The 24,804-nt window shown below is 32.2% G+C and carries 22 protein-coding genes; 1 reads left to right on the top strand and 21 read right to left on the bottom strand.

Annotation, left to right across the window (positions count from 1 at the left end; translation table 11 throughout):
• Positions 1–88: 88 nt before the first annotated feature.
• The 11 genes from BN4220_RS06145 to BN4220_RS06195 all read right to left on the bottom strand — a co-directional run bounded on the left by BN4220_RS06145 (position 89) and on the right by BN4220_RS06195 (position 12,494).
• Positions 89–727: a hypothetical protein gene (locus BN4220_RS06145; protein ID WP_066714759.1), complete on the bottom strand. Its 639-nt coding sequence runs from the start codon at positions 725–727 to the stop codon at positions 89–91.
• A 290-nt stretch (positions 728–1,017) separates the two neighbouring features.
• Complete coding sequence (locus BN4220_RS06150) at positions 1,018–2,166, bottom strand: M23 family metallopeptidase (RefSeq protein ID WP_197467896.1); 1,149 nt, start codon at positions 2,164–2,166, stop codon at positions 1,018–1,020.
• Between the two features lie 321 nt (positions 2,167–2,487).
• Positions 2,488–3,285, bottom strand: a complete 798-nt coding sequence (locus BN4220_RS06155; RefSeq protein ID WP_066714765.1) for a 7alpha-hydroxysteroid dehydrogenase — start codon at positions 3,283–3,285, stop codon at positions 2,488–2,490.
• A gap of 246 nt (positions 3,286–3,531) precedes the next feature.
• Positions 3,532–4,221 carry an alpha/beta fold hydrolase gene (locus BN4220_RS06160; protein ID WP_066714767.1) on the bottom strand — a complete coding sequence of 230 codons (690 nt, stop codon included), beginning with the start codon at positions 4,219–4,221 and terminating at the stop codon, positions 3,532–3,534.
• A 103-nt stretch (positions 4,222–4,324) separates the two neighbouring features.
• A complete protein-coding gene (locus BN4220_RS06165; protein ID WP_066714769.1) occupies positions 4,325–4,804 on the bottom strand; it encodes a flavodoxin family protein in 480 nt (159 codons plus the stop codon).
• 189 nt (positions 4,805–4,993) lie between these two features.
• Positions 4,994–5,653: a starch-binding protein gene (locus BN4220_RS06170; protein ID WP_066714771.1), complete on the bottom strand. Its 660-nt coding sequence runs from the start codon at positions 5,651–5,653 to the stop codon at positions 4,994–4,996.
• Between the two features lie 89 nt (positions 5,654–5,742).
• On the bottom strand, positions 5,743–6,678 hold the full coding sequence (locus BN4220_RS06175) for a class B sortase (RefSeq protein WP_066714775.1): 936 nt from the start codon (positions 6,676–6,678) through the stop codon (positions 5,743–5,745).
• Between the two features lie 246 nt (positions 6,679–6,924).
• Positions 6,925–8,679, bottom strand: a complete 1,755-nt coding sequence (locus tag BN4220_RS06180) for a glycoside hydrolase family 13 protein (protein ID WP_066714777.1) — start codon at positions 8,677–8,679, stop codon at positions 6,925–6,927.
• Between the two features lie 114 nt (positions 8,680–8,793).
• Entirely contained in the window at positions 8,794–10,077 is a 1,284-nt protein-coding gene (locus BN4220_RS06185; RefSeq protein WP_066714778.1) for a sugar ABC transporter substrate-binding protein, read from the bottom strand.
• Between the two features lie 114 nt (positions 10,078–10,191).
• Positions 10,192–11,040 carry a sugar ABC transporter permease gene (locus BN4220_RS06190; protein ID WP_242867747.1) on the bottom strand — a complete coding sequence of 283 codons (849 nt, stop codon included), beginning with the start codon at positions 11,038–11,040 and terminating at the stop codon, positions 10,192–10,194.
• 116 nt (positions 11,041–11,156) lie between these two features.
• Complete coding sequence (locus BN4220_RS06195; RefSeq protein ID WP_066714781.1) at positions 11,157–12,494, bottom strand: carbohydrate ABC transporter permease; 1,338 nt, start codon at positions 12,492–12,494, stop codon at positions 11,157–11,159.
• Positions 12,495–12,593: 99 nt separating this feature from the next.
• Here BN4220_RS06195 and BN4220_RS06200 point away from each other — a divergent pair, with 99 nt between their 5' ends.
• On the top strand, positions 12,594–13,514 hold the full coding sequence (locus tag BN4220_RS06200) for a LacI family DNA-binding transcriptional regulator (protein ID WP_066714783.1): 921 nt from the start codon (positions 12,594–12,596) through the stop codon (positions 13,512–13,514).
• Positions 13,515–13,876: 362 nt separating this feature from the next.
• Here the strand turns inward: BN4220_RS06200 and BN4220_RS06205 are convergent, their stop codons facing one another.
• From BN4220_RS06205 to BN4220_RS06250, 10 genes are all read right to left on the bottom strand, one after another.
• Positions 13,877–14,344: a GNAT family N-acetyltransferase gene (locus BN4220_RS06205; protein ID WP_066714785.1), complete on the bottom strand. Its 468-nt coding sequence runs from the start codon at positions 14,342–14,344 to the stop codon at positions 13,877–13,879.
• A gap of 610 nt (positions 14,345–14,954) precedes the next feature.
• A complete protein-coding gene (locus BN4220_RS06210; RefSeq protein WP_066714787.1) occupies positions 14,955–15,911 on the bottom strand; it encodes an NAD(P)H-dependent glycerol-3-phosphate dehydrogenase in 957 nt (318 codons plus the stop codon).
• Positions 15,912–16,171: 260 nt separating this feature from the next.
• Positions 16,172–16,489 carry a glutaredoxin gene (locus BN4220_RS06215; protein WP_066714789.1) on the bottom strand — a complete coding sequence of 106 codons (318 nt, stop codon included), beginning with the start codon at positions 16,487–16,489 and terminating at the stop codon, positions 16,172–16,174.
• Positions 16,490–16,608: 119 nt separating this feature from the next.
• Positions 16,609–17,949, bottom strand: coding sequence for a glycoside hydrolase family 28 protein (locus BN4220_RS06220; protein ID WP_066714791.1), 1,341 nt, complete (start codon positions 17,947–17,949; stop codon positions 16,609–16,611).
• On the bottom strand, positions 17,933–18,607 hold the full coding sequence (locus BN4220_RS06225) for a hypothetical protein (protein WP_066714793.1): 675 nt from the start codon (positions 18,605–18,607) through the stop codon (positions 17,933–17,935). The genes BN4220_RS06220 and BN4220_RS06225 overlap by 17 nt, the downstream gene beginning before the upstream one ends.
• 190 nt (positions 18,608–18,797) lie before the next feature.
• Positions 18,798–19,946: a zf-HC2 domain-containing protein gene (locus BN4220_RS06230; protein WP_066714795.1), complete on the bottom strand. Its 1,149-nt coding sequence runs from the start codon at positions 19,944–19,946 to the stop codon at positions 18,798–18,800.
• The gene (locus BN4220_RS06235; protein WP_066714796.1) at positions 19,946–20,428 is read right to left on the bottom strand and encodes an RNA polymerase sigma factor; all 483 of its coding nucleotides are present in this window, start codon (positions 20,426–20,428) and stop codon (positions 19,946–19,948) included. The genes BN4220_RS06230 and BN4220_RS06235 overlap by 1 nt, the downstream gene beginning before the upstream one ends.
• 250 nt (positions 20,429–20,678) lie before the next feature.
• Positions 20,679–22,277, bottom strand: coding sequence for a hypothetical protein (locus BN4220_RS06240; protein ID WP_066714801.1), 1,599 nt, complete (start codon positions 22,275–22,277; stop codon positions 20,679–20,681).
• Positions 22,278–22,623: 346 nt separating this feature from the next.
• Positions 22,624–23,988 (bottom strand): methyl-accepting chemotaxis protein, encoded by a 1,365-nt coding sequence (locus tag BN4220_RS06245; RefSeq protein WP_066714802.1) that lies wholly within the window; start codon positions 23,986–23,988, stop codon positions 22,624–22,626.
• Between the two features lie 313 nt (positions 23,989–24,301).
• Positions 24,302–24,760 (bottom strand): DMP19 family protein, encoded by a 459-nt coding sequence (locus BN4220_RS06250; protein WP_066714803.1) that lies wholly within the window; start codon positions 24,758–24,760, stop codon positions 24,302–24,304.
• Positions 24,761–24,804: the final 44 nt, after the last annotated feature.

Genomic DNA, 24,804 nt, shown 5'->3' on the forward strand with positions numbered 1-24,804 from the left:
TAAAAAGAGCCAAAAACGCTTTTATGAATATCTTTCGCTTAGAATACATATCCCCTCTCATTCTGCCGATATTTCCAGCATTTTAATTTTATTTAAAATAGCTTGATATCTCCGGTAATTCATTCTTATCAATTTCTGCCATAAGCATCTTATCTTTAAAAGCGATAATGCGTACCGTTTTACTTTTATCATTTAGTAAATATACTTCGGCATACGTTGGAGTTAATATCTTTCGTCTTAAAGTAAGACCTTTTTCTAACAATGAAGCTACATATTCTTCAGCTTCTTTTATTAGAAATTCATATAAAATTCCAGTATCCTGCTCCCTCATCCTATTCGTAAAATCGAATTCCTGCTTGATATTCTCTGGATGAAACGAAATAATTTCACTCAGATTAGAACAATCAACATCCTCCTTATATACCTTTCCCCCTACGTACAAAGTAGAGGATGAGGTTACTATGCTGTAACGACATTCCCACACAATATGATTCCCGGATTGATCTTTATCTTCATAATCCGTAATTTGCATTGTTGGATAAGAAAAATCCTTGTTTCCCTCTATTAAATCAGATATTTCCTCTGTTTTTATGATTTCTTCTGTTTTTGATATCACACCAGCATCCTTTCTAACAAAAGTGTTAATTCCAAATGCCAATACTATAGCAAGAAAAATAACACATATCGTTGTAACTTTTACATGCTTCTTTTTTAAAAAAATATTCAACATAACCTCCTTAACATGGACTGTGAATCTCTAATAACAGTAAGCACTTAATTAGAAAATTATGTCAAGTTGTTTTTATAGAATCTATCATGGAAATAATACTTGATTGTTTTAAGCAATGCTGTAATTGATTATAAGAAATGTAGTATTAGACTATATAAGCGTAGTATATGAATATAAGGACTGGCGTATTAGATTATAACAATACCGTATTAGATTATAAGAAATGCGTATTAGATTATAAAAAATACTATAATAAACTTTAGAAACGTTATAATATAGATAAAAAATCAATTCTCATTCTCTATGCCATGAATACTTGGTGTTTTGGGTTTCACATAGTCCTCTTCCATTTGAATCGTTTGAGATTCACTTGCCCCTTCCTCCCAAACAGTCGATTGCACCAGTACATGATCTTCTTTTGATTTTGGTATAATCGTTTTCCTCACATTTGAAAAATCTATTTTTTCCGAAGCCATGCCAGGATGTGTGGCGTACCAAGTATCATACGCATCTTTGCCAGCCGTTCCATATAAAAATAATGGATTAATTGGTACTGTATTTAATAAAACTTCAAAATGCATGGTTTCACTTTTTGAATACCCTAGAGTGTCATATTGCTTTACCTTCTGCCCAACTTTTACTTTTAAATCACATAAATTTTCGTAGGTAGTAATTAATGAATCCCCATGTTTTATCGTTACCTTATAGTTATTTTCATTTACTTTATCTATTTTTTCTACTATTCCATGAAACTGACTAATAACCTTAGAGGGTAACTCATCTTCAACATTTGGCTTAATTAACAGGTCAATCCCTGTATTTTTTTCTACCTTAGCTTCTTTTCCTGCCTTCAAAATGTTCCCAAAAGCTTTTTGTACAATAAGATAATATTCCGTTGGTGGTAATAACCCTTCACCAATCACTCCGATGTCATAGGAATCACTATTCGCATTTAATATAGAATTCGCATATGCAAAAGCCTCTTCCTCCTGATCTTCTGTTAACAAATCAAGTACATACGTATCCGGCTTTTTTAGTGCTCCCAACTGATTCAACACATCAATTGCATCGTTCATATTGCGAATAATCGTAGTTACGTCCTCATTTTTTTTAAAACTTTGTTCTAATGCCAGTAATGAATCTTCTTTTTCAGCTAAAAGTAAATCTAAGTTATTACTATAACCGAAATCCCCCATCTGCTCTAAAAATGTAATTAGCTCATTTTTATATTGTGATTTCTTATATTTATAAATAATAGCTCTCATGTCTTCCAGAAGTGTTTCATCTGAAATCCTTCTATCACCTACTAATTCCCTTAAATCATCAACTGTTGCTGCAAAAACTGGTACAGATACTATACTAACATAACCTAGTAGGAACGTAATGAATAAAACCCCCTTAAAAATCTTCCTTTTTGTCTTATGAAATCTATTCATATTCCTCTCTTTTCTTTCATTGAGTTTAATAAAATCGGCATTCATGATTTTGATGATTATCCTTCATAACATTTTCTCCCCTAGCTAGCGTTTATTCTCTAACACTATTAAAAACTTAATTCAATTACTTTTGTCAAGTAAAACTTAAAAAGTATTTTTTGATTTGTTCACAACATGATAAAATTATATATTCTATGTATATATTTCATAAAATATAAAAGCCCTTGCCACTTATACAGCAGCAAAGGCTCTTATTGATATCCTTATTACTTATTTTAACTTTAATACTTTTTTTCTTTTATTAGAACTTTAAACGACTTTCTATCTCTTATTTTTAAGTTCAATCATGTCACCATACACAGGTGTTGGCATACCAAATCCACCTGAAACATCAACAATCTGACCAGTTGTAAATGCTGAATCGTCACTTGCAAAATATAATACAGTTCCAGCAATCTCTTCTGGTAATCCCATACGCTTAATTGGTGTATGACGTAAGAAGAACTCTTTAAATTCCTCGGATAAATTATTATTTACAGCATCTGTTGCAGTCATACCTGGAAGTACTGCATTACAACGAATGTTATCTCTAGCACATTGAGTTGCAATAAGCTTAGTTAAATAATTGATTGCTGCCTTACTTGTTCCATATGCAATTTGAGAAATATCTGGGATAATTCCACCGATAGAGGAAATATTGATAATGCTTCCTCCCCCATTTGCTGCCATATGTGGAATAACTGCCTGTGAAGTTAAAAATACACTAGCTAAATTAGTATCTATAGTTCCAATGAACTCTTCATATTTTGTTGTCTTGATATCTAAATCTGCTCTTGGATTAGAAGTTCCAAAGTTATTAACTAAAACGTCTATCTTTCCTTCTTGGCGAATAACTTCCTCTACCATTGATTGATAGCTTTCTTTTACCGTTGCATCATTATAAACTGCCTTTACACGATATCCTTCCTTATTTAGTTCATTCGCTATTTCATTCGCACGTTCTAGATTTCTTGCTCCCATATACACAATAGCGCCTTCTTTTGCAAAACGCTGAACACAAGCTAGTCCGATTCCTCTCGTTGATGCTGTCACTAATACTACTTTATCTTGTAATCTCATTTTATGTCACTCCTATCTAACTTATATTTGTATACACTTATTATTTTACATAATTCTAGAATATATGTTTATAAAATATTTATAAATTTTCTAAACATTTTCTTTACTCCAATTACCTTTAACTAAGGCTACGCTAATAAATAAACGTTAATTCTTTCTTTAAGAACAAAAAGGTGGACAAAAAATCTCAGCTGTCAACAGGAAGTTGAGAGCTGAGATGATTTGCAAATTTACTTTCTTATTCTTTTAATCCTTCTCATTTAATAAGAACTGACTCACTTTCTCATTAAATAACTGACTATTTTTATTTGCAATAAAATGATCGCCCTTAATGATACACAAGCGACTATTCTTTATGTATTTTGCTATCATTTCAGTATGTCCTTGCTTTATCATATCATTTTTTCCTGCAATTACTAAAGTAGGAACCGTTATCTCTAAAAGTTCTTCCTTTTGAATGTTTGGCTGATGCACCATTAATGCTAATATTTCTTTTTTTACTACTACCTTTTTATTAACTTTAGAGATAAGCGAAACCATTCCATATCCAATGTAGATAGGAAGTTGAACACGATTCTTAACCCCAGATGGATGTAAATTTGCTCCGTTTAAAATCAACTTTTCCACATACTTCGGATACTTTAAAGTAAATAATAAAGCAATATTACCTCCATCGCTAAACCCTAATATAATTGCTTTTGTGATCTTAAATCCATCAAGAAAATCCTTCAAATCCTCTGCAAACTGCTCTAAAGTAAATGGCTTTGATCCACGTTTAGATTCCCCATGACCCCTTGTATCTATGACTATCACTCGATATTGTTTTGAAAAATAATCTATTTGATGTTTAAAATATTCTTTACTTTCTCCATTTCCATGTAGCAAAATAAAAGGATAACCTTCTCCCTTTTCAATGTAACTCAACGTTATATCCATTATAAAACCTCATATATTCTAGGAATTCTATTATTCTATAATTCTATTATCAATATTAATGATTGAATGTATGACCTTATACGCCTACTAAATTAACAAATATTTAAAAATTGGCTTTGCAAAATTGACTAACTTTTTTTGCAATTTCACATTTATCTTTTTTAATCGGTTCCAGAAAATCAATAGTATCCGCTATAATATTTCCATGCAAACGTTCTTTCATTTTTGAATAATATTTATCAGCATCTCCGCTACCATGGCAAGCGAATAGGTATATTGTTTTATTTTTAATTTCATTTGATGATAAAAAAGTATTCAGTGGCGACGCATAAGTTCCCGCCCAAATAGGACTTCCAATAATCAAAGTATCGTATGCTTCTAAATTAAAAGACTCTTCTTTTAATTCTGGTTTGCGATGAAATAAAACACTTCCTCCGCTAACGAAAAATTTCTTAAAACCCTTGGTAGGAAACTCCTTTCTTGTTTCTAATTTAAACATCTTTGCTTTTGCTTCTTCCGCAATCATTCTTGCTATAAATTCTGTATTTCCTTCCAGTGAATAATAAATAACCGCTGCTCTCATACTTAGCTCCCCTCTGGGATAACACTACATAATGCCCCTACATTTATTATTAAACGTCTATTAGAATTTCTATCTATAAACTATAATAACAGTATCATATAACCTTGACAACTGTTTGGGCCATAATTTTCCATAAACATTAAGCAGCATAGCCAATTGACTATGCTGCTTAACGTTAACGCTACCATTTTATTTATTAGGAAGTAATTTCTTTTTAGAAATAATAATAACGATTCCAAGTGCCGCTACAATGCCTACTCCCATAAGTAACATTGGCTGAGCTGTGTCGCCTGTTTTAGGAGACTCATCTTTGGCTGGAGTAACAGTTGTAGTATCACTTTGTCCCGCATCCTTTGATTCAGTTGCAGTTTCAGTCGTTGTTGAAGTTGGAAAACCTTCTGGAGCTTCTGTAAGTACTTGAACTGCCAATCCTTGTGCAGTATAGCCATCTGAAGTGCCTTGATCCGTGATTGAAGTGCCTGTAACAAACCAATAAGCTGCTTTGTCTGCTTCTAAATCAGCAGGCAAGTTTCCAGTTTGATTAATCTTTGGTGTACCATTGTCATTGAATATTACTTGAAAGGCACTGCCTTTTGTGTATTCAAATTGATACCAATCTTCTGTTTCCTCCACCTTAGTCATCTGAGCTCCAGGCCATGTTGCAGTACCTTGAACAGGTCCTAATCCCTGCCAGATATAGCAATACACATCACTCCATCCTTCTGAATTTTGAAAATAAATCATCACAGAAGATTCCGCTTTTGCTTTTAATGGCATTGCTGCAAAAGATAATACAAGAAGTGCTAACGTCATAAAACTAACAAAGAATTTTTTTAATGTTTTCATCATTATTCCCCTTTTCATGATTTAAATAAAATTTTTTTAGACTTTAACTGTATGCTTCGTACGTTAATAAAAGCTTCTCACCACCATCTAGGTTACTTCTTTTTTGCTACAATAATAAAACGACCGTCTGTTATATGATAACTGCAAGTAGATAATGTCAATAGTTTCTCTCCAAAAGAAGCGGTAACACCTGTATCATATATTGATTTTTCTTTAATATTGTCTATGTATTCTCTATAATCCCTTTCCTCTTCTATGTTAGTAAACTTATAGTACTTAAATACATCTTGATTTTCATAAAATATCTGTGATTTGAAAACTGCTATAATTTCATAATCAGCTTCCTCATACAGTGTGTTAAAATGAATGATGGAATGTTCCTTATAATAACTTTCCTCAGTATATTTTAATAAATCATGAAACCCTGTACCATCTTTCATATTGTGTCCGTAAACCAGATAATTCTGGCTAAGTAAAAAATTCGTCCCTGCATCTAAAAAAGGTAATCCCCGTTTCTCTTCCTCCTTATTATAATTTCGATGCAAGTAATACTCTCCATCATCCGGTGTGTACATAATAGGATAATTTATATTCGTCCCATCAATTAAAACCCAACCTAAGATATCTGGATTTTGATGATATAATTCTGTGAATTGTTGTAACATTTTGGGGTTCTCATTTGCTTCTCTTGTGTCGTTATCTAAAACAGTTATATTCTCTTCTTTCGCAGAAGATGTTCCTATTGAAGAAGATGTTCTTATCGAAGAAAATGTTCCTATTGAAGAGGATATTCTTATCGAAGAAATTGGCGCTACTGTAATTGGCGTAGGAGATACTGTAAATAAAAAGGGTGCAACTAAAAATTGTTTTTTATCACTCATTGTAGAAGCTAATTGTTCCATTAAATGTTGGTTATTTCTAGCTTCTATATGAAATTTAAACAACCAAGTGCAAGTCATAAGAAGGGTAATACTGCATATACCTAACAAGAACAATTCACAACATTTGAAATTTTTTCCCCTTTTCATGATATTTACACACTCCTATAAGTACTAAATAAATTAAAATTTTTACTTTCAGCAAAACTTACTCATTATAACTAATAATTAATTACTCGTTATTATCTGCTTGTTATTAATTGCAGTTATTGCCTTCTAATTAACTGCCTATCATTACCTACTTGTTATTAACTACCCATTATTACCTACTAATTAACTGTCATTACCTACTTGTTATCGACTTCCATTTACCTCCTAATTAGTGCCTGTCATTACCTACTTACTGCTAATCTCAACAATTACACCTGTTAGTGGCAGTATAATATTATTTTTCATATCCCCAGTTGATAATAAATAAGTTTTATTATCTTGTAGCTCAATTTCTTTTTCAGATCGTGTTATATTGAGAATGGTAACTAAAGTTTCTTCCTCATATTGCCTTTTTAAATAAAACACCTCATCCTTTGCATAAATTTGAATATCTCCATATTTTAGCGACTTCTTTGTCTTACGTAACTTTATTAATTGTTTTGTAAACTCAAATAATTCCACATTCCAACTACTACGCTCCCAATCAAACGTTTTTCGACAGTCTGGGTCCCCATTTCCAGTCATGCCTATTTCAGTTCCATAGTAGATACCCGGCATACCAATATAAGTAAACAACAGCATAAGAGCCATTTTAAGCTTGCGTTCATCGCCATTACACCAGGTTAGAAAACGAACAGTATCATGGCTATCTAATAGGTTAAGCATTGATACTAATACTTGCTTAGAATTCCACATTAGGTATTCTGATAAATCTGCTGCCAAATCCTTAGCATCTTTTTCACCCATTGCAAAGTACTGAATTGCTGACTTGGTAAAAGGGTAATTCATAACACCGTCAAATTGATCTCCTTGTAACCAAGGATAGGCGTTGTGCCAATTTTCACCTAAAATTAAGGCTTCTGGGTTAATATCCTTAACCACCTTACGAAACTCCCGCCAAAAATCATGACTAACTTCATCCGATACATCTAGCCTCCAACCATCGATTTTCGCTTCTTTTGTCCAATATGCAACAGTATCAAATAGATACTTACGTAATTCTTTATTTTCCGTATTCAATTTTGGCATATTCGGGCTGGTACCAAAAATGCTATAATTTAGCTGAGACAAATCAAGCGGCTGACTATAATCACTCACCTCCTCGCTCGTATATCTTGTTATTGGAAAACTTCTTATATAAAACCAATCTTTATATTTTGACTTTTCTCCATGTAAAATAACATCTTGAAATGGAGTAAAGTACCAACTACAATGGTTAAACACACCGTCTAAAATAATTCGTATTCCCTTTTTATGAGCCTCTTCTACTAATTTACACAAAAGCTCTTTATTACCAAACATTGGGTCAATTTTTTCATAATCATAAATATCATACTTATGATTGCTAGGGGAACTAAAAATTGGCGTTAAGTATAATCCATTTACTCCAAGCTCTTCTAAATAATCTAAGCGATCTAATATACCTTGCAAATCCCCTCCATAAAAGCTATGAGGACCAGGCTTTTCACCCCAGGTGCATAATTCTTTTTTATCATTTTCACTATCACCATTACAAAACCTTTCTACAAAAATTTCATAGAAAACAGTTTCATTCACCCAAGCGGGTACCTGATGAACGTCCACCTCATTAATATAAGGAAATTGAAAATAGTGAAAATACGCATTCACATCATCATATGTTTTAGAAAATCCAGATTCTGAATATATCAATGTATCCTGCCCATATGAAATTTCAAAATAATACCCTAGTCTTGAATTGGTAGCATCATAACAATATTGATAGTAATCAAATAAATGGTCACTGGCTACTTTCTTCATTTCATACGATGTTTTTTCAGACCAACGGTGCTTCTCAGAAATTACAAGTTTCACTTGTGTACAGTCATCTTTGGCAGTCCGTAAGCGAATGTGAAGTTCATCCTTCTTATATGCATATGCATAATTACTTTTTTGTATATGACAAATTGCTTGTAGATTCAAATTAGCCTCCTTAAACTGCATACCTTTTAAAACCGTAGCTTTCTTAGCCTATCTAGTTTCTTAATCTATTCAGCTTTTTTAACTTACATAGTTTTCTTAATCCACCTAGTTTCTTTACTCCGTCTGTAAAAATGCATTCCAATCATCTTGCGCTTTCTTTGCAGCTTCTGCTGGTGTCAATTTTTGATCAAAAACTGCTGGGCCTATGTTCCCTGAAATAGTCCAGTAGTAAGATATTCTTTTTGCACTTGGCATTGGAATACTTTCATTAAATGCCTTCGTTATCGCTACTAAATCAGCATCATCTTTTAGACCTTCAATATTTTCTGAATCCCCACGGGATGTAATTTTAAAAGCTTTGGTATAAAGTAGTTCTGCACACTCCTTGGAAACTAAAAATTCAGCAAATAATTGAGCAGCCTTTGGATATTTTGTATAAGCTGAAACATGAGCATTCTGAACAAATGCAAATGGTTTTTGCTGTTTTCCATCATAAGTTACAAGTTTCGTAACACCAAAATTAACTCCTGCCTCACGAAAGGACTTAACATTCCATGGACCTCCTAGCATATAAGCAGTCTTACCATCAATAAATTGTGTTACTAAGAAATCAGGGTTCGCCAAATCACCGGAAGAAATCGGCATGAGATTATAATAATCTGCTAAAACTTCCAAACCCTTTTCAAATTCAGGAGTATCAAATCCTGGATTATTATCATCCGTTCCGTCTTCTCCAAATAAGCGGAATCCATAAGTACTAAGCATAGGAAATATTGGTGAGCCTGTAGTAACATCTGAAAGATATATGAACTTATTTTCTTTCAGATCATTAAACGTAAGTGCCTCTTCCTTTAATTGTTCAAATGTTGATGCAGGTTCTCCAATAACTAACGCTTTGTTATAAAACATAACATTAGTTTCAATGGAAACGGGAACTCCGTACACTTTACTATCAACAGTTACTGTTTTCATTGCAACATCGCTAACTACGGTATTTAAATTCTTTACAATTTTAGAGTCAAGTTCTAAGAAAATTCCAGCTTGAATTCCTTCTAAAGTCTTATCATGTGGACTCATAAATACGTCTGGTCCTTCCCCTGCTACCCCTTCTAAAACACCTTTAGTAAAATCATAAGCACCACCCTGTTCAACTTTTACGGTGACTCCATACTTTTCTTTAAATAGTCCCGCCACTGCCTCCCCAAATTCTTTATCACTCGTTCGAAATCTAAGTACAGCACCTTCTTCAGGTGTCCACTGTTCTTCTTCATTACTTAAAACTTCACTTACTGTAGTTGGTGTAATTTCTAAATTTTCATTAACTGGTAGCTCTTTACAACCTGTAAAAGTCAAAACTGTTAAAACTATACTAATTCCCAATGCAATTTTCTTTCTCATTGTTCCTCCCATTCCGCCGCCATTGCAAATCAATCTACTAAATATACGTGCTAACCTTTTTTCAAAATTAAATATTAAATTTGTACTTTTAAGCTATCAATCTTACTTTTCCCTTTATCCTTTGTTCGCCCCCGCCGCTATACCTTGGACTAAGTATTTTTGAAAAAACATAAATAAAATAGTGATTGGAACTGCTATTAATACTGCACCACCTGCAAACATTGTAAAATTTGAGTTTTCCTTACCAGAAATCATACTAAAAAGCCCAACTGCAAGCGTACGATTCTCGTCACTGGATAAAAGCATATTCGGTAAAATATAATCCATCCATGGCATCATAAACTGTGATACCGCACAATACGTGATAATTGGTTTTGAAAGTGGAAGTACGATTTTTGTAAATGTTTTAAAATAGGTACTACCATCAATATAAGCCGCCTCATCAATGTCCTGTGGAATACCATCGAGATATCCTTTCACAAGCCACACATTGTATGGAATTGCTCCTGCTGCATAGATAATAACAAGCGCATATGGTTTATCAAGTAATCCAAAATTCCAGAACAATGTATAAATTGCAGTCATAGATAAAAAAGTTGGAAACATCGACAATAACAATATAGACATTAACCCAGTTTTTCTACCTTTAAATCGAAATCTTGACATTGTCCACGCGGTGATCATGATAAGCATTACACTAACTATGGCATTTAAGCTTGCTATTACAAATGAATTCATAAACCATTTTACGTAATTTGTCTCGGCAAATAAGCGACGATAGTTATCTATGGTTAATTCTTTCGGAATCAAAGTTGCCGAGGCCAATCCATTCCCCTTATTAAAAGAAGATATAATAATCCAAAATATTGGAATAATAACGAATAAAGCAACAACGATTAATTCTAGATGTATCAACAACCATACAATCTTCTTTTTTATACCTATCCCACTTTCTCTTTTCATAACATCAACCTCCTCTATTCTGGCAGCTATGCCCCTCTATTAACGTCGCTAACCTTATGTAACAGCATAAAAGATTACTTGAAAAACGTTTTTTACTTAAAACATTTTTTTGCTTCCTACATCTCCTTAAAAGCATTGGTTCTTCTAAAATTCCATATAGAAACGGCTGCAATAAATATAAAAATTAAAATATTCATTACTGCTGCCATACTGTACAATCTTTGATCCAATGTCAGTTTGTAAATCCATGAAATTAAGATATCTGTATCACCTGCAAACTGTAACTTTGGATTGGTTGGTCCACCACTAGTAAGGAAGTAAATAGCACCAAAATTATTAAAATTACCTGCTAGATTCATAACGATTAAAGGAGCAGTTGCACGCATCAATAATGGAAGTTTTACATGCGCAAACACTTGATATTTGCTAGCACCATCAATGGAAGCTGCTTCATATAAACTTTCATCCTGATTTGAAAGTACGCCAAGTAACATTACCATAAACGTCGGGAACCCTAACCAAAGATTAACGCATATAACCGTAATCTTCGCTATAATAGGATCTGTCAAAAAAGGAATACGTTCTTTAATTATCCCGAAATCCATTAAAAGTTGATTAATGGGCCCAAATTGTCCATTTAATAAATTCTTAAAAACAAGTAATGATATCATACCTGGAATTGCCCATGGTAATATGTATATGGTTCGAAAGAAAGCCTTATATTTTACATAGTTACTATTTAAAATAAGCGCTTGAAATAAGCCCATAAAATATGTTGAAAACGTTGCCAATAAAGCCCAAAGTATCGTCCAAATTAAAACTCTTAGAAATGTTTTGGTCCAAATCGGTACACTAATTAATTTAATAAAATTAGTCAAACCAACCCAGTCAACCAAATGTGCCGGTGGTAGATGATTTGTATCATAATTCGTAAAGGATGTTAAAACCGAAAAAATTATAGGCATTAATACAATCAAAGCAATGATGATCGCTGAAGGAGTCAATACGATATAAGGAAATGCTTTCCGCTTACTAGCACTTTTTAAGCTTTTTAAAATCCTTCCCTCGCGTAAAAGTTTTTCTGACTTTACAAGATTTATGGCATCATAAATATTAAAAAAATAAACTGCTACAAATACCAATAAAGCCATAAGTGCAATAATTCCATTGATTAATAAAATGGTAGAATGATCCCCTCGTACCCCCTCAACCGTTCCCATTGTTAGCAAACCCCAAATCCCTTTTGTAAAGAAACCACCATAAAGACGTAATTCAAAATTTTTAATCTGCCCTGCAAAATAGTTGAACCAATATCCCGTTCCCAATTCGATACCTAACATTAAAACTTGTGTCATGAAAAGCAAAAAGCCTTTCACTCTCTGCTTTCCAATTAAAAATTGACCACTGCCCCAAATTAAGATGGAAAGAAAAACAGCTTCGTATTTTTTTCTCATACTCCTTAAGCCTCCCTGCTCTACAGGTTAATTTCGTTTGCTATGTACTCTTTGCTATGCTAAAATTGTTATATTCTAACAAATAAAGGAAGTGATAAGATGGCAAAACATAAAACCACAATGCGTGATATAGCGAAAGAATGTGGAGTCTCTGTTGCTACGGTATCTTACGTTTTAAACCATTCCCAAAAAGAAAAAATAAGCCATGATACCCGTTTAAAAGTTATGGAGGCTGCAACGAAGTTGCATTATACCCCAAGCAAAAGTTGTAATTCTTGCATGAAGCGACAGAGTAATCTAATTGGTATCATTATTAATTTAAAAGATTCTAATACAGCCGGTAAAAAAATGTTATTTTATGATTTAGCAGCCGAACTCAGTGACCAAATGCATCTTATCGGTTTTGAATCTATTCTTATGGCCACTAAAGAACTTACAAAGGATGTTAATGTAATTACGAAGCATCGACCAGATGCACTGTTTATCATTGATGCCGACGTTCGAGCTATTGAACAATTTACGAAGGATTACTATGTTCCAATATTATTTCTAGATAGTGAAATCAACAATCCTTTGTTTTGTAAAATCTATCCTGATTATTCCGAAATCATAGAATCTTCGAAATTAATGCTTGATACTGAATTTCCTTTTCTTGTTATGGAAGATGTTTATAACCAACCACTAAGGCGTCAGGTATTAGAATGGTTCCGCCCACCAGATGTCTTTATAAATACTCCGAATTCTAATTTAGATCAATTTTTAGCAGAACATCAAAATGGTAAGGGTATTGTCATTGGGGATATACTTGGGATGCAGATAGAACGTCGTTTTCCTAAGGATGATTTAGTAATCATCTCTAGTCTTGGTAATACCGGGTTGTTACCACAAGATATTAAAACTCTTTATGTTCGAAATAAAACAAAAGCTGCAATTGCTGCTGAAGTTCTCCAAAATATGCTTCTGCTAGATTACGAAGCAGAAGATGATAATCGAATCCTATTAAAAAGTGAAAGATTTTAGTCTTTAAAAGATTTATGTAAATACGATTGCATGTGATATTAATTTATATTATTTGCGCTTCTTTACTAATAAGCTCTATTGATTCGGGTGTTAGAATGTAATTGCGGTTTTGACACTCGGATCAAATCATTTTATTTCTTTTTTTCCTGTATTATATTTCCAATATATCACTGGCATTGTATATTGTCAACATATTTATCAAATTTATTCTCATTAATATATTTATTTTTGTGCACTTTATACAAAGTTTTCACTTAACAAAACTCATGTTAAGTTTTTTAAGTAATAAAAAATGGCTTAAATAAGCCATTTTCTATCCATATAAGTTAACTGTTAATTACTTAAACTTTTCAAACACTATATTATGAAATTTTCATAATCATTTGCAAGCATGGATTATATTCGTCCCATAAAGTCTTAAAACACTCCACTGGTCGAAAACCTAATGCCTTATAAAAATTCCTAGTCTTTGCATAATTAATGTCAGGTCTAGATTCATCCAGGGTTTTTACTTGTAAATATTCAATTGAATTATTTTTACACCACTCACAACATTGCTTGAATAATAATTTTCCGATGCCTTTTCTATGATACTCTACTTCTACTCCCATAACATAAATCTCAGCAGAATACTGATTGTGCTGTTTTAAAACAATAAATCCTACTGCTATTTCATTTTCATATGCAGCCCACAATAGCATCTCCATGCTTTCCTCAACATATTCTCTTTTTGATTCCTCAATACCAAACCAATCTGGTAAATGATCTAATATACTACTTACGATTTCTCTTTTTACACTTTTTTCTTTCACTTCTTTATATACCATCATTTTAATTCCTTTCTCTTTCATCAAGGTTACAAACTAATTACAACTTTTTCTCTTTCTTCACAGTAATAAATAAATCAAAAACTTTTTTACTTTCTTCAAAGTTTTAAATAAATCAAAAATTTTTTTACTTTCTTCAAAGTTAGAAACAAATCAAAATCTTCAAAGTTTTAAATAGATAAAAATTTTCAACTCAAAAAATATAAGACAATAGATAATAATAAATTTTGATGCTCGAAGATACAAAAAAAGCCACAGATTTCTCTGCGGCTACATTCATATCTATCTTGCAGAGTAATAAATCTAATTTTAAGTACAAAAAACAAAACTGTTATAAACAGTCCATTTTATACTATTAAATTATGATTTATCCCTCTTTCCGTAAATCATCTTACAACTTCAATAACTGTAAGATGAAAACGAGCAAAACACATCCTTTTTTATTATTTTATTATCCATTGTCTTACTAAATTAATTGTATCAACTTTCAAACATTTGTCAATTAGAAATTTGAATTGAGATTATTTTAAATCACTATTACTTATTACTAGTACTAGTACTGTTACTATTAAATAAACCCTTACAAAATTATTGAACTAAAACTACCTAATTGTTAAAATTCATTCTTTAAGCTACGGCTAAATAAAGTGCTTAAAACTGTCTTTGCATCCTTATTATGATAAAGTACATCATACACTGCTGCAGAGATTGGTAATTCCACTTTATATTTTTCACTTAAATTCATAAGGGCTTTTACAGTATAATATCCTTCTGCTAAATCCTTATAGGTTTCACCTTTTACATACATCTCACCAAATTTTCTATTATGGCTAAATGCTGAAAATACAGTAGCTTCATAATCACCAAGATGACAAAGTCCATATGCAGAGAGTTCATTTCCTCCCATTGCTTTAATCAGCCTTGCAACTTCTCTTGTCCCTCTTGACATAAGCGCGCCTTTTAGGGTTGTAAGATTCAAGCCGTCTAACATACCAGCCGCAATACCAATAACATTCTTAGCTGCTGCACCGATTTCATTCCCAATTAAATCTTGACCATAGTAAAAACGAATCAATTCACTGGAAAATTCATTTACTAATAATTCTTTCACATCTTCATTTTCACTATCGATTACCATACAGTTTGGAATTCCTTGATAAAATTCCTGAACATGTCCAGGTCCTAACCAAACAGCAACGGAATTTGATTCATCCATATTTTCTTTTGCAATCTGAGATAATCTTCTACCTGTTGCTATTTCAATACCTTTCATACACAAAACGACTATTTTATTTTTAAGCTCGAATGACTTTAATTCATCCATTAAAGCTTGTAAACCTTGAGCATTGATTGAAATAATAATTGCCTCTGCATCATTAACACAAGTAAGCTCTGTCGTAAGTCGTATTGATTCTGGTAATTCTAATAAATCATTTTTACGTTCTGATAAAAAACGTTGCATATGCTTTGAATTTTCTCTACCATATAAAGAAACGTTGTGATTTGCTTTATCTAAATACCAGGCGATTAAAGATCCCCAGCGTCCGCATCCAATTACTGCTATATTCATTGTATCTCCTCTTTACTAACAAATTTAACCATAGATATTCATCAAATTATTATACAATACATTTTTTATATTTCCAAACGAAATTATATTAAATTTACTATATTGATGACTAGGGTGTCAAAAATTTGCTTAGATATACTTAAAAACGCTTATAATCATTTAAGAACCTTCTTATATATATTATATAAATACCCTACAACTAAAACACTAAATTGTATTTTAATTGTAGGGCTGCTTACTTCATTTTTATTCAATTATCCTTAGCAAACACCTTTTCCATCGATAGAACAAGCATTCGCAGGTTTCTTTTCTTGCACTTGATTTACATCAACAAACTTAGAATAATCAAATGTTTTCGTACCATCTTCTAAAATAAAAAATGGAATACCTATCTTACCATCTTGAATAACAGGCTTAAACATACTTTCATGATCACGATAAGCTAAAAATTCCTTTAAAATTGTAGTTGATTCCGTAATATTACGATAGTTAAGCTCTATACCTTCACATTTCATTAGCTGTTCTTTTGCTGCAACGCAATCACCGCAGATTGGTGCACCATACATTGTTATTTTCATATGATCACTCCTTTTCCTTTACTATGAACATATCACAACCTATGATTGAATACAAGAAAAAATGAAAAAATAGAAAGATTTGACTCCGTATCTAAATACAAAAATCTTTGGCCATCTTATTATCTTTCAATAAGATTAATCTCTTCTCCTTTGCAATCCTCTGATTCATACAATTTATTTTTAGAGATATGATATGGATCTTCATAACGAACTCTTCCACTTACGCGAACTCCATCTACACATCTAGCATAAACAGCTGGTATGCTATGAGGATATACATGCCTTATGGAAGGTTGTTCATCAAAATATCCAGATTCTTGGGTGCCTTGACTACACATTGTAACCTCTAGGTCAGAAATCGTGATATTTTCAATTCTAGCATCTGCCTCACCTGCTATAAACACACTCGATTCTGCCTTCATATAAATATGGTCAAAGGTAATATTTCTTATTTTACCAGGATAGTTTTTTGCTTCATTTCGGTAAGTTGCATTTATGAAAATCGGTTCTCCATTACCCCACCACATGGTTGGGCCTTCTTTACGTACACCATCTGCATATTTTAGAACGCTTCCTGTAACATGATGAATATGGATGTCTTCAATCGTAGCTCCATCTCTTACCCAAATACCAACACCTCTAGAGCAATCCTTAATTACACAATCACTCAGCATAATATTTCTTATATCTCCATGAGTTTCCGTACCAATTTTTAAACCGGAATCTCTTGAATAAAGAATACAATTGTTGATTACTACATTTTCACATGCACCGTACTTCTTTGCCATTGGTTTGGTCGCTTTTACAACAATTGCATCATCTCCGGTTTTAACTAGACATCCAGTTATGATAACATCTTGGCAGCAATCCGGATCAATTCCGTCGTTGTTTGCCCCACGGATATCATTTAATATTTTAATATCCTTTACTAAAACATGACGGCAACCTGCCATATGTAAGGTCCAAAAGGCTGCATCCTTGATTGTTATATCTTTTACTGTAAGATTCGTGATATCTTCTAAAAATGTTGTTCTAGGTCGAAATGCCGTTACATTTAAAGGGCATTCATGGGCCCCATGATCCGCATTGTCATCAAAGAACACCTTATCCCCCTGACCATAAATCGTTCCTTCTCCTGAAATGGTAACATTCTCTTCATGGCACGCAAAGATAAAACATCCTCCATCCCATCCTGTTGTACGATTGTCATCTTCAAAGAGTTTCGCAAAATCCAAAATATCTTCTTTTTTTAAACTACTAATTAAAACTGCACCTGGCATTAAGTGGAGGTCTACATTGCTTTTTAAAATTAAAGTTCCACTAAGAAAATGGCCTGCTGGAACTACAACTTGCCCTCCATTTACCGTAGCTTCATCAATCGCTTTTTGTATCGATTTCGCATTATTTGTAACACCATCTGCAATTGCACCGAAATCCAATATATTATAAACTTGTCCCATCTATTAAATCCTCTCTTCCCATTGAAAATATTTCATCAATAAATAAAAAGTTGTTCTCTCCTGAAAGCGTATGATCAAAATGACTTTCAGGATCTACAGCTAGCCATTCATCTATAACTTTAGACTCTTCCTGCCTATCTTTTTTGATATGAGTTATTATTTTAGGCTCTTCAAAATAAGAAAAGAGAATATTTTCATGAAGTGCTATGGATTGATACTGATCACCGTCCAAAAGCCCCTCATCCACAATGGCCTTATGATAATATGTATATGAAAACAACTTTTCTGGAAGTAGATAAGCAATTCTACCTCTTCTTACCTTTTTCTTAGTACGCTCCCATTCCTCTATACTTTCTGGAATCGAATGATAATAAATATGGTACATGTAAGCCCACTCTGCTTTTCCATCCTTTGTCGGCCATAGTTCAAGCGCCTTTGACAATGACGGAAATAATTCAGAAGGTGTAAGTTCATTATCGAGTGCCTCATAGTATAAAAACAACATATCTTTATACCTATAAAGCGCAACGGTTAAACAACGATTTGATTCAATCGCATTTTTAACAACTTCTCGGTCTGCATTTAGCAGTAACTCGGTTTCTGCCTTTTTAACAAAGCTTTCTTTTAGGCAACCGCGGTAATGTCTTCTGATAATCATATTGAATTCCTCCGGTGTGTACTTTTATATCAATATCCATTATAAGCTAGATTTTCTTGTACTTCAATGTAGTATTACATATTTTAGAAATGAATAATTATCAGAATCTTCCTTTCACCCTTTATAATTTTTCCTGTATTCTATTAAAATAAATATCTTAATATATGTCTAAGATTAATTCCAAGTTATTTTAATCCATATTGATTGAATGTCCAAATGCACTTATAATTGGTATTCTATCATTTTCCATAGATTTACCTGAAACACTTCCCCCACTTGGATAAAATCCATTGTTTTGAGCCATAAATGTAACTCCATAATCATAGTTTATCTCCCCATCCACATTCAATTTTAGCTGGAAATCCAATTGATATCTATTTTCCATGTGATAAACTCCTTTGATTTGATACCCCACAATAGTAATCCCTTCTTCTTTCAATTGTTCAAAGTTTTCAATCCATTGTTGTTTATACTCAGCAACATATCCATCATATCCCATATCAATCAAATGATTTATAATTCTTTTACTTTCCTTTTCAGCTTCTTTTCTTAACTCAATTAACTGATTATACTGTTCCTCTGTCATGATCGAAAACCAAGCATATTCCGCATTTTTAGTATCATAATTATAAGTTTTTCCATCAATATAATATATCTTATCATCTATATTAAATTCCATTAAATCATTCCGATCAAAGTCTTTATTTCCATTTAGATATAAGTCCACCTTAGAAGCAGGAATCATATAATTTGATGTTTGATATATTAATTTCCAAAATGCAGCTTCATCTTCATCCGCTAGATAAGATCGATACGCATTGTTATACACTTCATCATTAATATAATAAATATCATCTCCTATCTTTATCTGTGTATAACGTGAATCCTCTTCACTCTCCGAGACCTCTATTTCAAAACCATACCAAGCCTCAAGATTAAGATAAGAAAATGCTTTCTCATAGTTACCATTCTTAAGTGCTCGAAGTAGTGCATTACCTCTTAGTACAGGTATTAAACTAGAATAACTAACCCCTTCACCCTTTATTTCATTAATTCCTAGCCAAGAAATCGGAATCAAAATTATTAGTATAATAAGAATTAAACGAACCAATCTTCTTCGAATTTTTCCAAATGCTTTTTTTGCATGTTTTGTATAAGTCTTTTCATTCATGCTAGATTCTTGTGATAAAAATAGAGGTTTACTTAATTTTTTTAATCCCTCCTTGCAGTCTTCACACTCCAAAAGATGTTCTTCAATCAGTTTTTTTGTATCCTCACTACAGCAATCTTCAACATATAGAGGTAATATATCCTCCATTACTTTACACGATATCTTCACTATTTTTCCTCCATTTCCTTTAGGATTTGTTCCTTGGCTCGGTAGTAGGTGAGTTTTGCCCAACTTTCTGTTTTCCCAAAGATTTCAGCAATTTCCCGATACCTAAGTTCTCCAAAAACTTTAAGTGTAAACACTTCCTTATACGGTTCCTTAAGTTGATGTAATGCTTTATGTACTTGTAATGCCTGATCTTTTTCTATCAAGGATTCCTCAATACTCTCAACACTAATATAGTCATCAAGATATAATTCCTGTGATTGATTACTTTTATTGGACTGATAATTAATCAGTATATTTCGTGCAATCTGACAAAGCCAAGTATATAAACTGCATTTTCCCTGAAAGTTCTTAATATTCAAATAAGCCCGATAAAATGTCTCCTGTGTCAATTCCTCTGCTAGATGCTCGTTGCGACATAATTTTAAAAGATAGCGGTATACCTGATATTCATGTAAGTCATAGACTTCCTTAAACTCCTTCACCTTCTACCCTCCTTTCCCCTTTCATCTATTAGACAAGTGAATCTTGAAATGGTTACAAATAATTTTATTTTTTTATAAAGTACTCACCAATTATAAAAAATAAGCGCTTCTCTAAGGAAGCGCCTTTTAAATATAATATTTTCTATCAATACCTGTCAATTATTTTGTGGATGTACATATATTTAGCAGTTATTTTAGTAGTATTAATTTGATGATAAATTTAAGCTTAAATCTATCTACACCTAAAACCTTAATGGAATGAGACCCATTCTTTTTTTACTGTTTCTAAATTAGCTTTAAATACGTTATCAAATTGAGAATAATCCGATGCTACAACGAAAGCGTTCGCAAGGGTATATTTTGAAACTATGTACCTTACTAGAGATGTTGCTCCATTTACTGATGTCATGTCGTTTAACTGATCCGCCTTTCCCATTGCATCATCAAACTTCTCATAGCTAAACTCTTCCAAGCTAACCAAGGATCCTCCATTTTCAGTATATATTCTATATACCTCCTGGTAATATTCTTCTTGACCATCAAACTCCTCAACAAATGTATTTTCCTTTATCTGTTTTAATATATAAGTAAATGCATTGTAATAATATTGTTTCTTAGTACCAAGATTATAATCATCTTCTTGAGTAACTAAACTCTCAATATAATTACTAATGCCGCTCAGATACCAGGTATTCTCCTCCGTTAATGTTGCATTAAGATAATATAAAACTGCATGTTCTAATAGCTTCGAACCGTATGCATCTTCCGTATTAGATAAATATAACTCACTTCCATCAATACTTGCGTGTGATGCAGCATCCATCATTTCATTTACATATACTATTAATTTTTGTTCCTCAAAATTATTACTACTATTATTGGTATTTAATTTTATTTGAGTTCGAATATTTGCTAACTGTTCATTTGCTCTTATTAGAAACATTTCTACATTTCCAGCATTTCTTAATAAATATTCACGATCTGTGGAGTATGTTATTTGAAAATTTAGATAATCATTTTCCGCTATTATAAGGGATTTACTAGATGGGGTAATTTGATATGAGTTCAGTAATCCCTCGTACTTCCATGAATATTCATGAGGGACCTCTAAATAGGAAAGCCACTTGTTTTTATATATTTCAGTATCCACTTCTCCAGAAATCATTTTTTTCAGTGTTAATTCTAAAGGCTCAATTTCATTTATATATTTTATAATGGAAGCAGAAGTATCTTTCGCTATTGCAATATCTTCTTCTGAACATAAAGCTGCTATGAATCGTATATCACTTAAGTGCAATGTTTCTAAATTTTCTTCAATTGAATAGTATTGCTTTAATGCAGTATTATCTATTTCATCTTCATACACTAAACTTTTAATGCCATATGCTATCCATTCTTCTTTACAGCCTAAAACACCTTGAATAAGTGATTTCAAATAAGAACCGTCTTTTATGCAACTAATATTTGACACGATTACATCATCTTTACAATATGCGTTTTTAAGGAGTTCGCCGTCACTAATATCCGCATCAACAATGAAAAATTTAGTATTCTGTGTATTAAGTGATGGTAAAGCTGTTTGTATTTTATTTAGATCGCTTTCAATCGTTTCTATTAATGACATTGCCTCTTCTTTACTAGCAATACTTGATTCTACTACATAAGATCCATTCTTGGTTTCTTTTGTGTAGCTACTAAAACTTCTTGAACAATAATCCGTTCGCATTTGCTTCTCTTCACTAAGTCTTATATCAAGAATATTTGATTTTGAACAGGCCGTAATTAGAATACTAAAACATAATATATACCTTGTTAATCTTTTTTTATTTCGTAAAGTATTTTTTTTCATTTTTCCTCCTTGTATAAAGATACTAAATAAATACTTTATGTACCTTTGATGTTGTTGTTATATCTGCAACTATTCCAATCGCATTTATATCTTTTCTGTTGTTCTGCTATGATTTTTATCTTTTTTATCTTTCATCTATATTATCCTCTCTAGATTTTCTTATTTAAATTAAGATTTCATCAATTATACTGCTTTAATTTTCCAATGTCAAATTATGCCAGCAAAGTCTACTTTCTATGCCTTTTAATTTACATAGCATAACTAGCAAAAAAAAGCGGACACCCTGTCGTATTCAAGGTATCCACTCTATAAAATGCTAAATATAATCCTTTTATTAACTAACTTCTTACGCGTCTACACGCCCCAATGCATCAATAAACTTTGATAAATACACTTTATGTTCTGCAAATAACTGTTCTGCTTCTGCTTTTTTATTATTATGAGCTGCCTTAGCCGCATCAATTGCATAATCATGAAGCTTTTTATGATATTCCACTGCTTGTTTAAATACTTCCTGTTTCCTTATCTCTTCATTCCCCTCTGAATAAGCAAAGAGTCCAAATCGACATTTATCAAATTGTGAAATTTTGTTGAGATCCACATTCTGATAGCCATCAATATAATTTACTATCCCCCACGAAAAAATCATATGGTCCACTGCAAATACGCGTAACTTTTCCTTCATGGTCAAATTGCTAATATTCTTAAAGAGCTTTCCACGAACCAAATCACATTCACGTAAGACGTTATATATAAAGGTTCCTGTGTTATTACAATTCTCCTGTGTCTGATTACAGGAATCCGTTAATGTATGAATGGATTCCATAAAGAAATTAAGCGTTGCTGTTTGCTCTTGAACGTAAGCATAAATATCTTTAATCTGAAGATTAATTGTCTCTGTATTTTCATTGATTGCTTTGATATCTGTAGCCACATGATTGATTGCTTTATTACTAGTCTCTAGATTTGTGGTTGTTTCTTCAACCGTATGTACTAATCCATCAATATCTTGTTGCAATTCCTTTACATATCTTGAGATATCCTCCGCAGAAACTTTTGTACTTCCTGCAAGTTCCTTTACTTGATCTGCAACGATAGCAAACCCACGACCAGCCGTACCAGCTCGAGCTGCTTCAATGGATGCATTTAAAGCAAGTAAGCTACTTTGATTCGCTACCTTCATTACTAAATCTATAATTTCATTAATCTTGCTTGTCTTTCCTTTAAAGCTTTGTATCATTTCATTAAAGTTTTTTACTTCCTCAGTAGAGTGTTGCACATCCTTAATACTATCAAGCATCGTTGAAATACTATTTGATGTAGTAATGGTCACTTGATTTACATGTTCTGTTAGTGTATTTACAATATCAGCAATATTTGATATTGAATTCTCAAGCTCCGTTGATGAACGCTCCATCTCATGTATTGAAAACACTTGATTTTCCACTGTTTTAAGCATATCACTTACGATAGAATTGCTCGTTGACATTTCTAAGGAATTATTTAAAGCTGCTATCATTGGAGATGTCTTTGCTTTTATTGACAAAATCATCTCGTTTAATAATTGAACAGTCTCTTCATCCATCCCTTCTTCATAAGAAATAAAATCAGCTTCACCCATAGTTACCTTTCTTATGTTCTTTTGTAATAATTCCTCAGCTATTTTTTTCGTTTTACTCTGCTTATTATCAGAAAAAATTTTAATTGCCATATACAATCCTCCATTAACCAATGGTTAAAATAACTTGTTATCATAATGTGATTTTCTTAAAACTATGGTTGCCTTACAAATCGACACTAATTTAACTAATATTTTCATTATATAAATATATAGCAATTTTAACAAGTATATAAACAATTTTCGATAAAATTCGTCATTTTGCACATATTTAAAAAGGGATAAGTGTTATAATCCCTTATCAACTTTTTACATTAGATTATCTTTATTAATTCTATAAAGTCATACACAGTATTTAATAATCCTCAAATAACTTTCTATTCTAATTCCAGATTTCATCAGCGAATTACACCGAAAACTTCTCTTTATGTTCCATTAAAAATTTATATTGTGTATCCAAAAGTTCTTCCGCATATTTTATACTATAAAATTTATCATCTAATTTTTCCCACGCCTCTTTATCTTCTAACTTATACACTATCTCTTGTCGTTCTTCATAGTCTAATGGTACAATCCCATGTTTAAATTTTCCAATTGCTTTATGAAATAGCTTTGCCGTCTTTTTAGCATCTATTGTAATTAAGGCTTCTAATGTTTCTTTTGTAAAATCTCCATAAGAATTTCCAAAAAATGAACCAAAGCCTCCACTATTAACTTCCTCTTCGAATGTACTAACAAAATAAAAGACTTTTTCAACTTCATTTAAAATGTCAATTTTATCACCATATGCACTCTTTTTCGCAATATGCCCAGATATTGCTGTGACTAAGTCGTTTTTATCTTTCGTTTCAAAAATTGATTCCATTGTATTTACACCTTATTCTTATATCATACGTATTTTAACTATAT

This window comes from Clostridium sp. Marseille-P299, from assembly GCF_900078195.1.
GTDB lineage: Bacteria > Bacillota > Clostridia > Lachnospirales > Lachnospiraceae > Lachnoclostridium.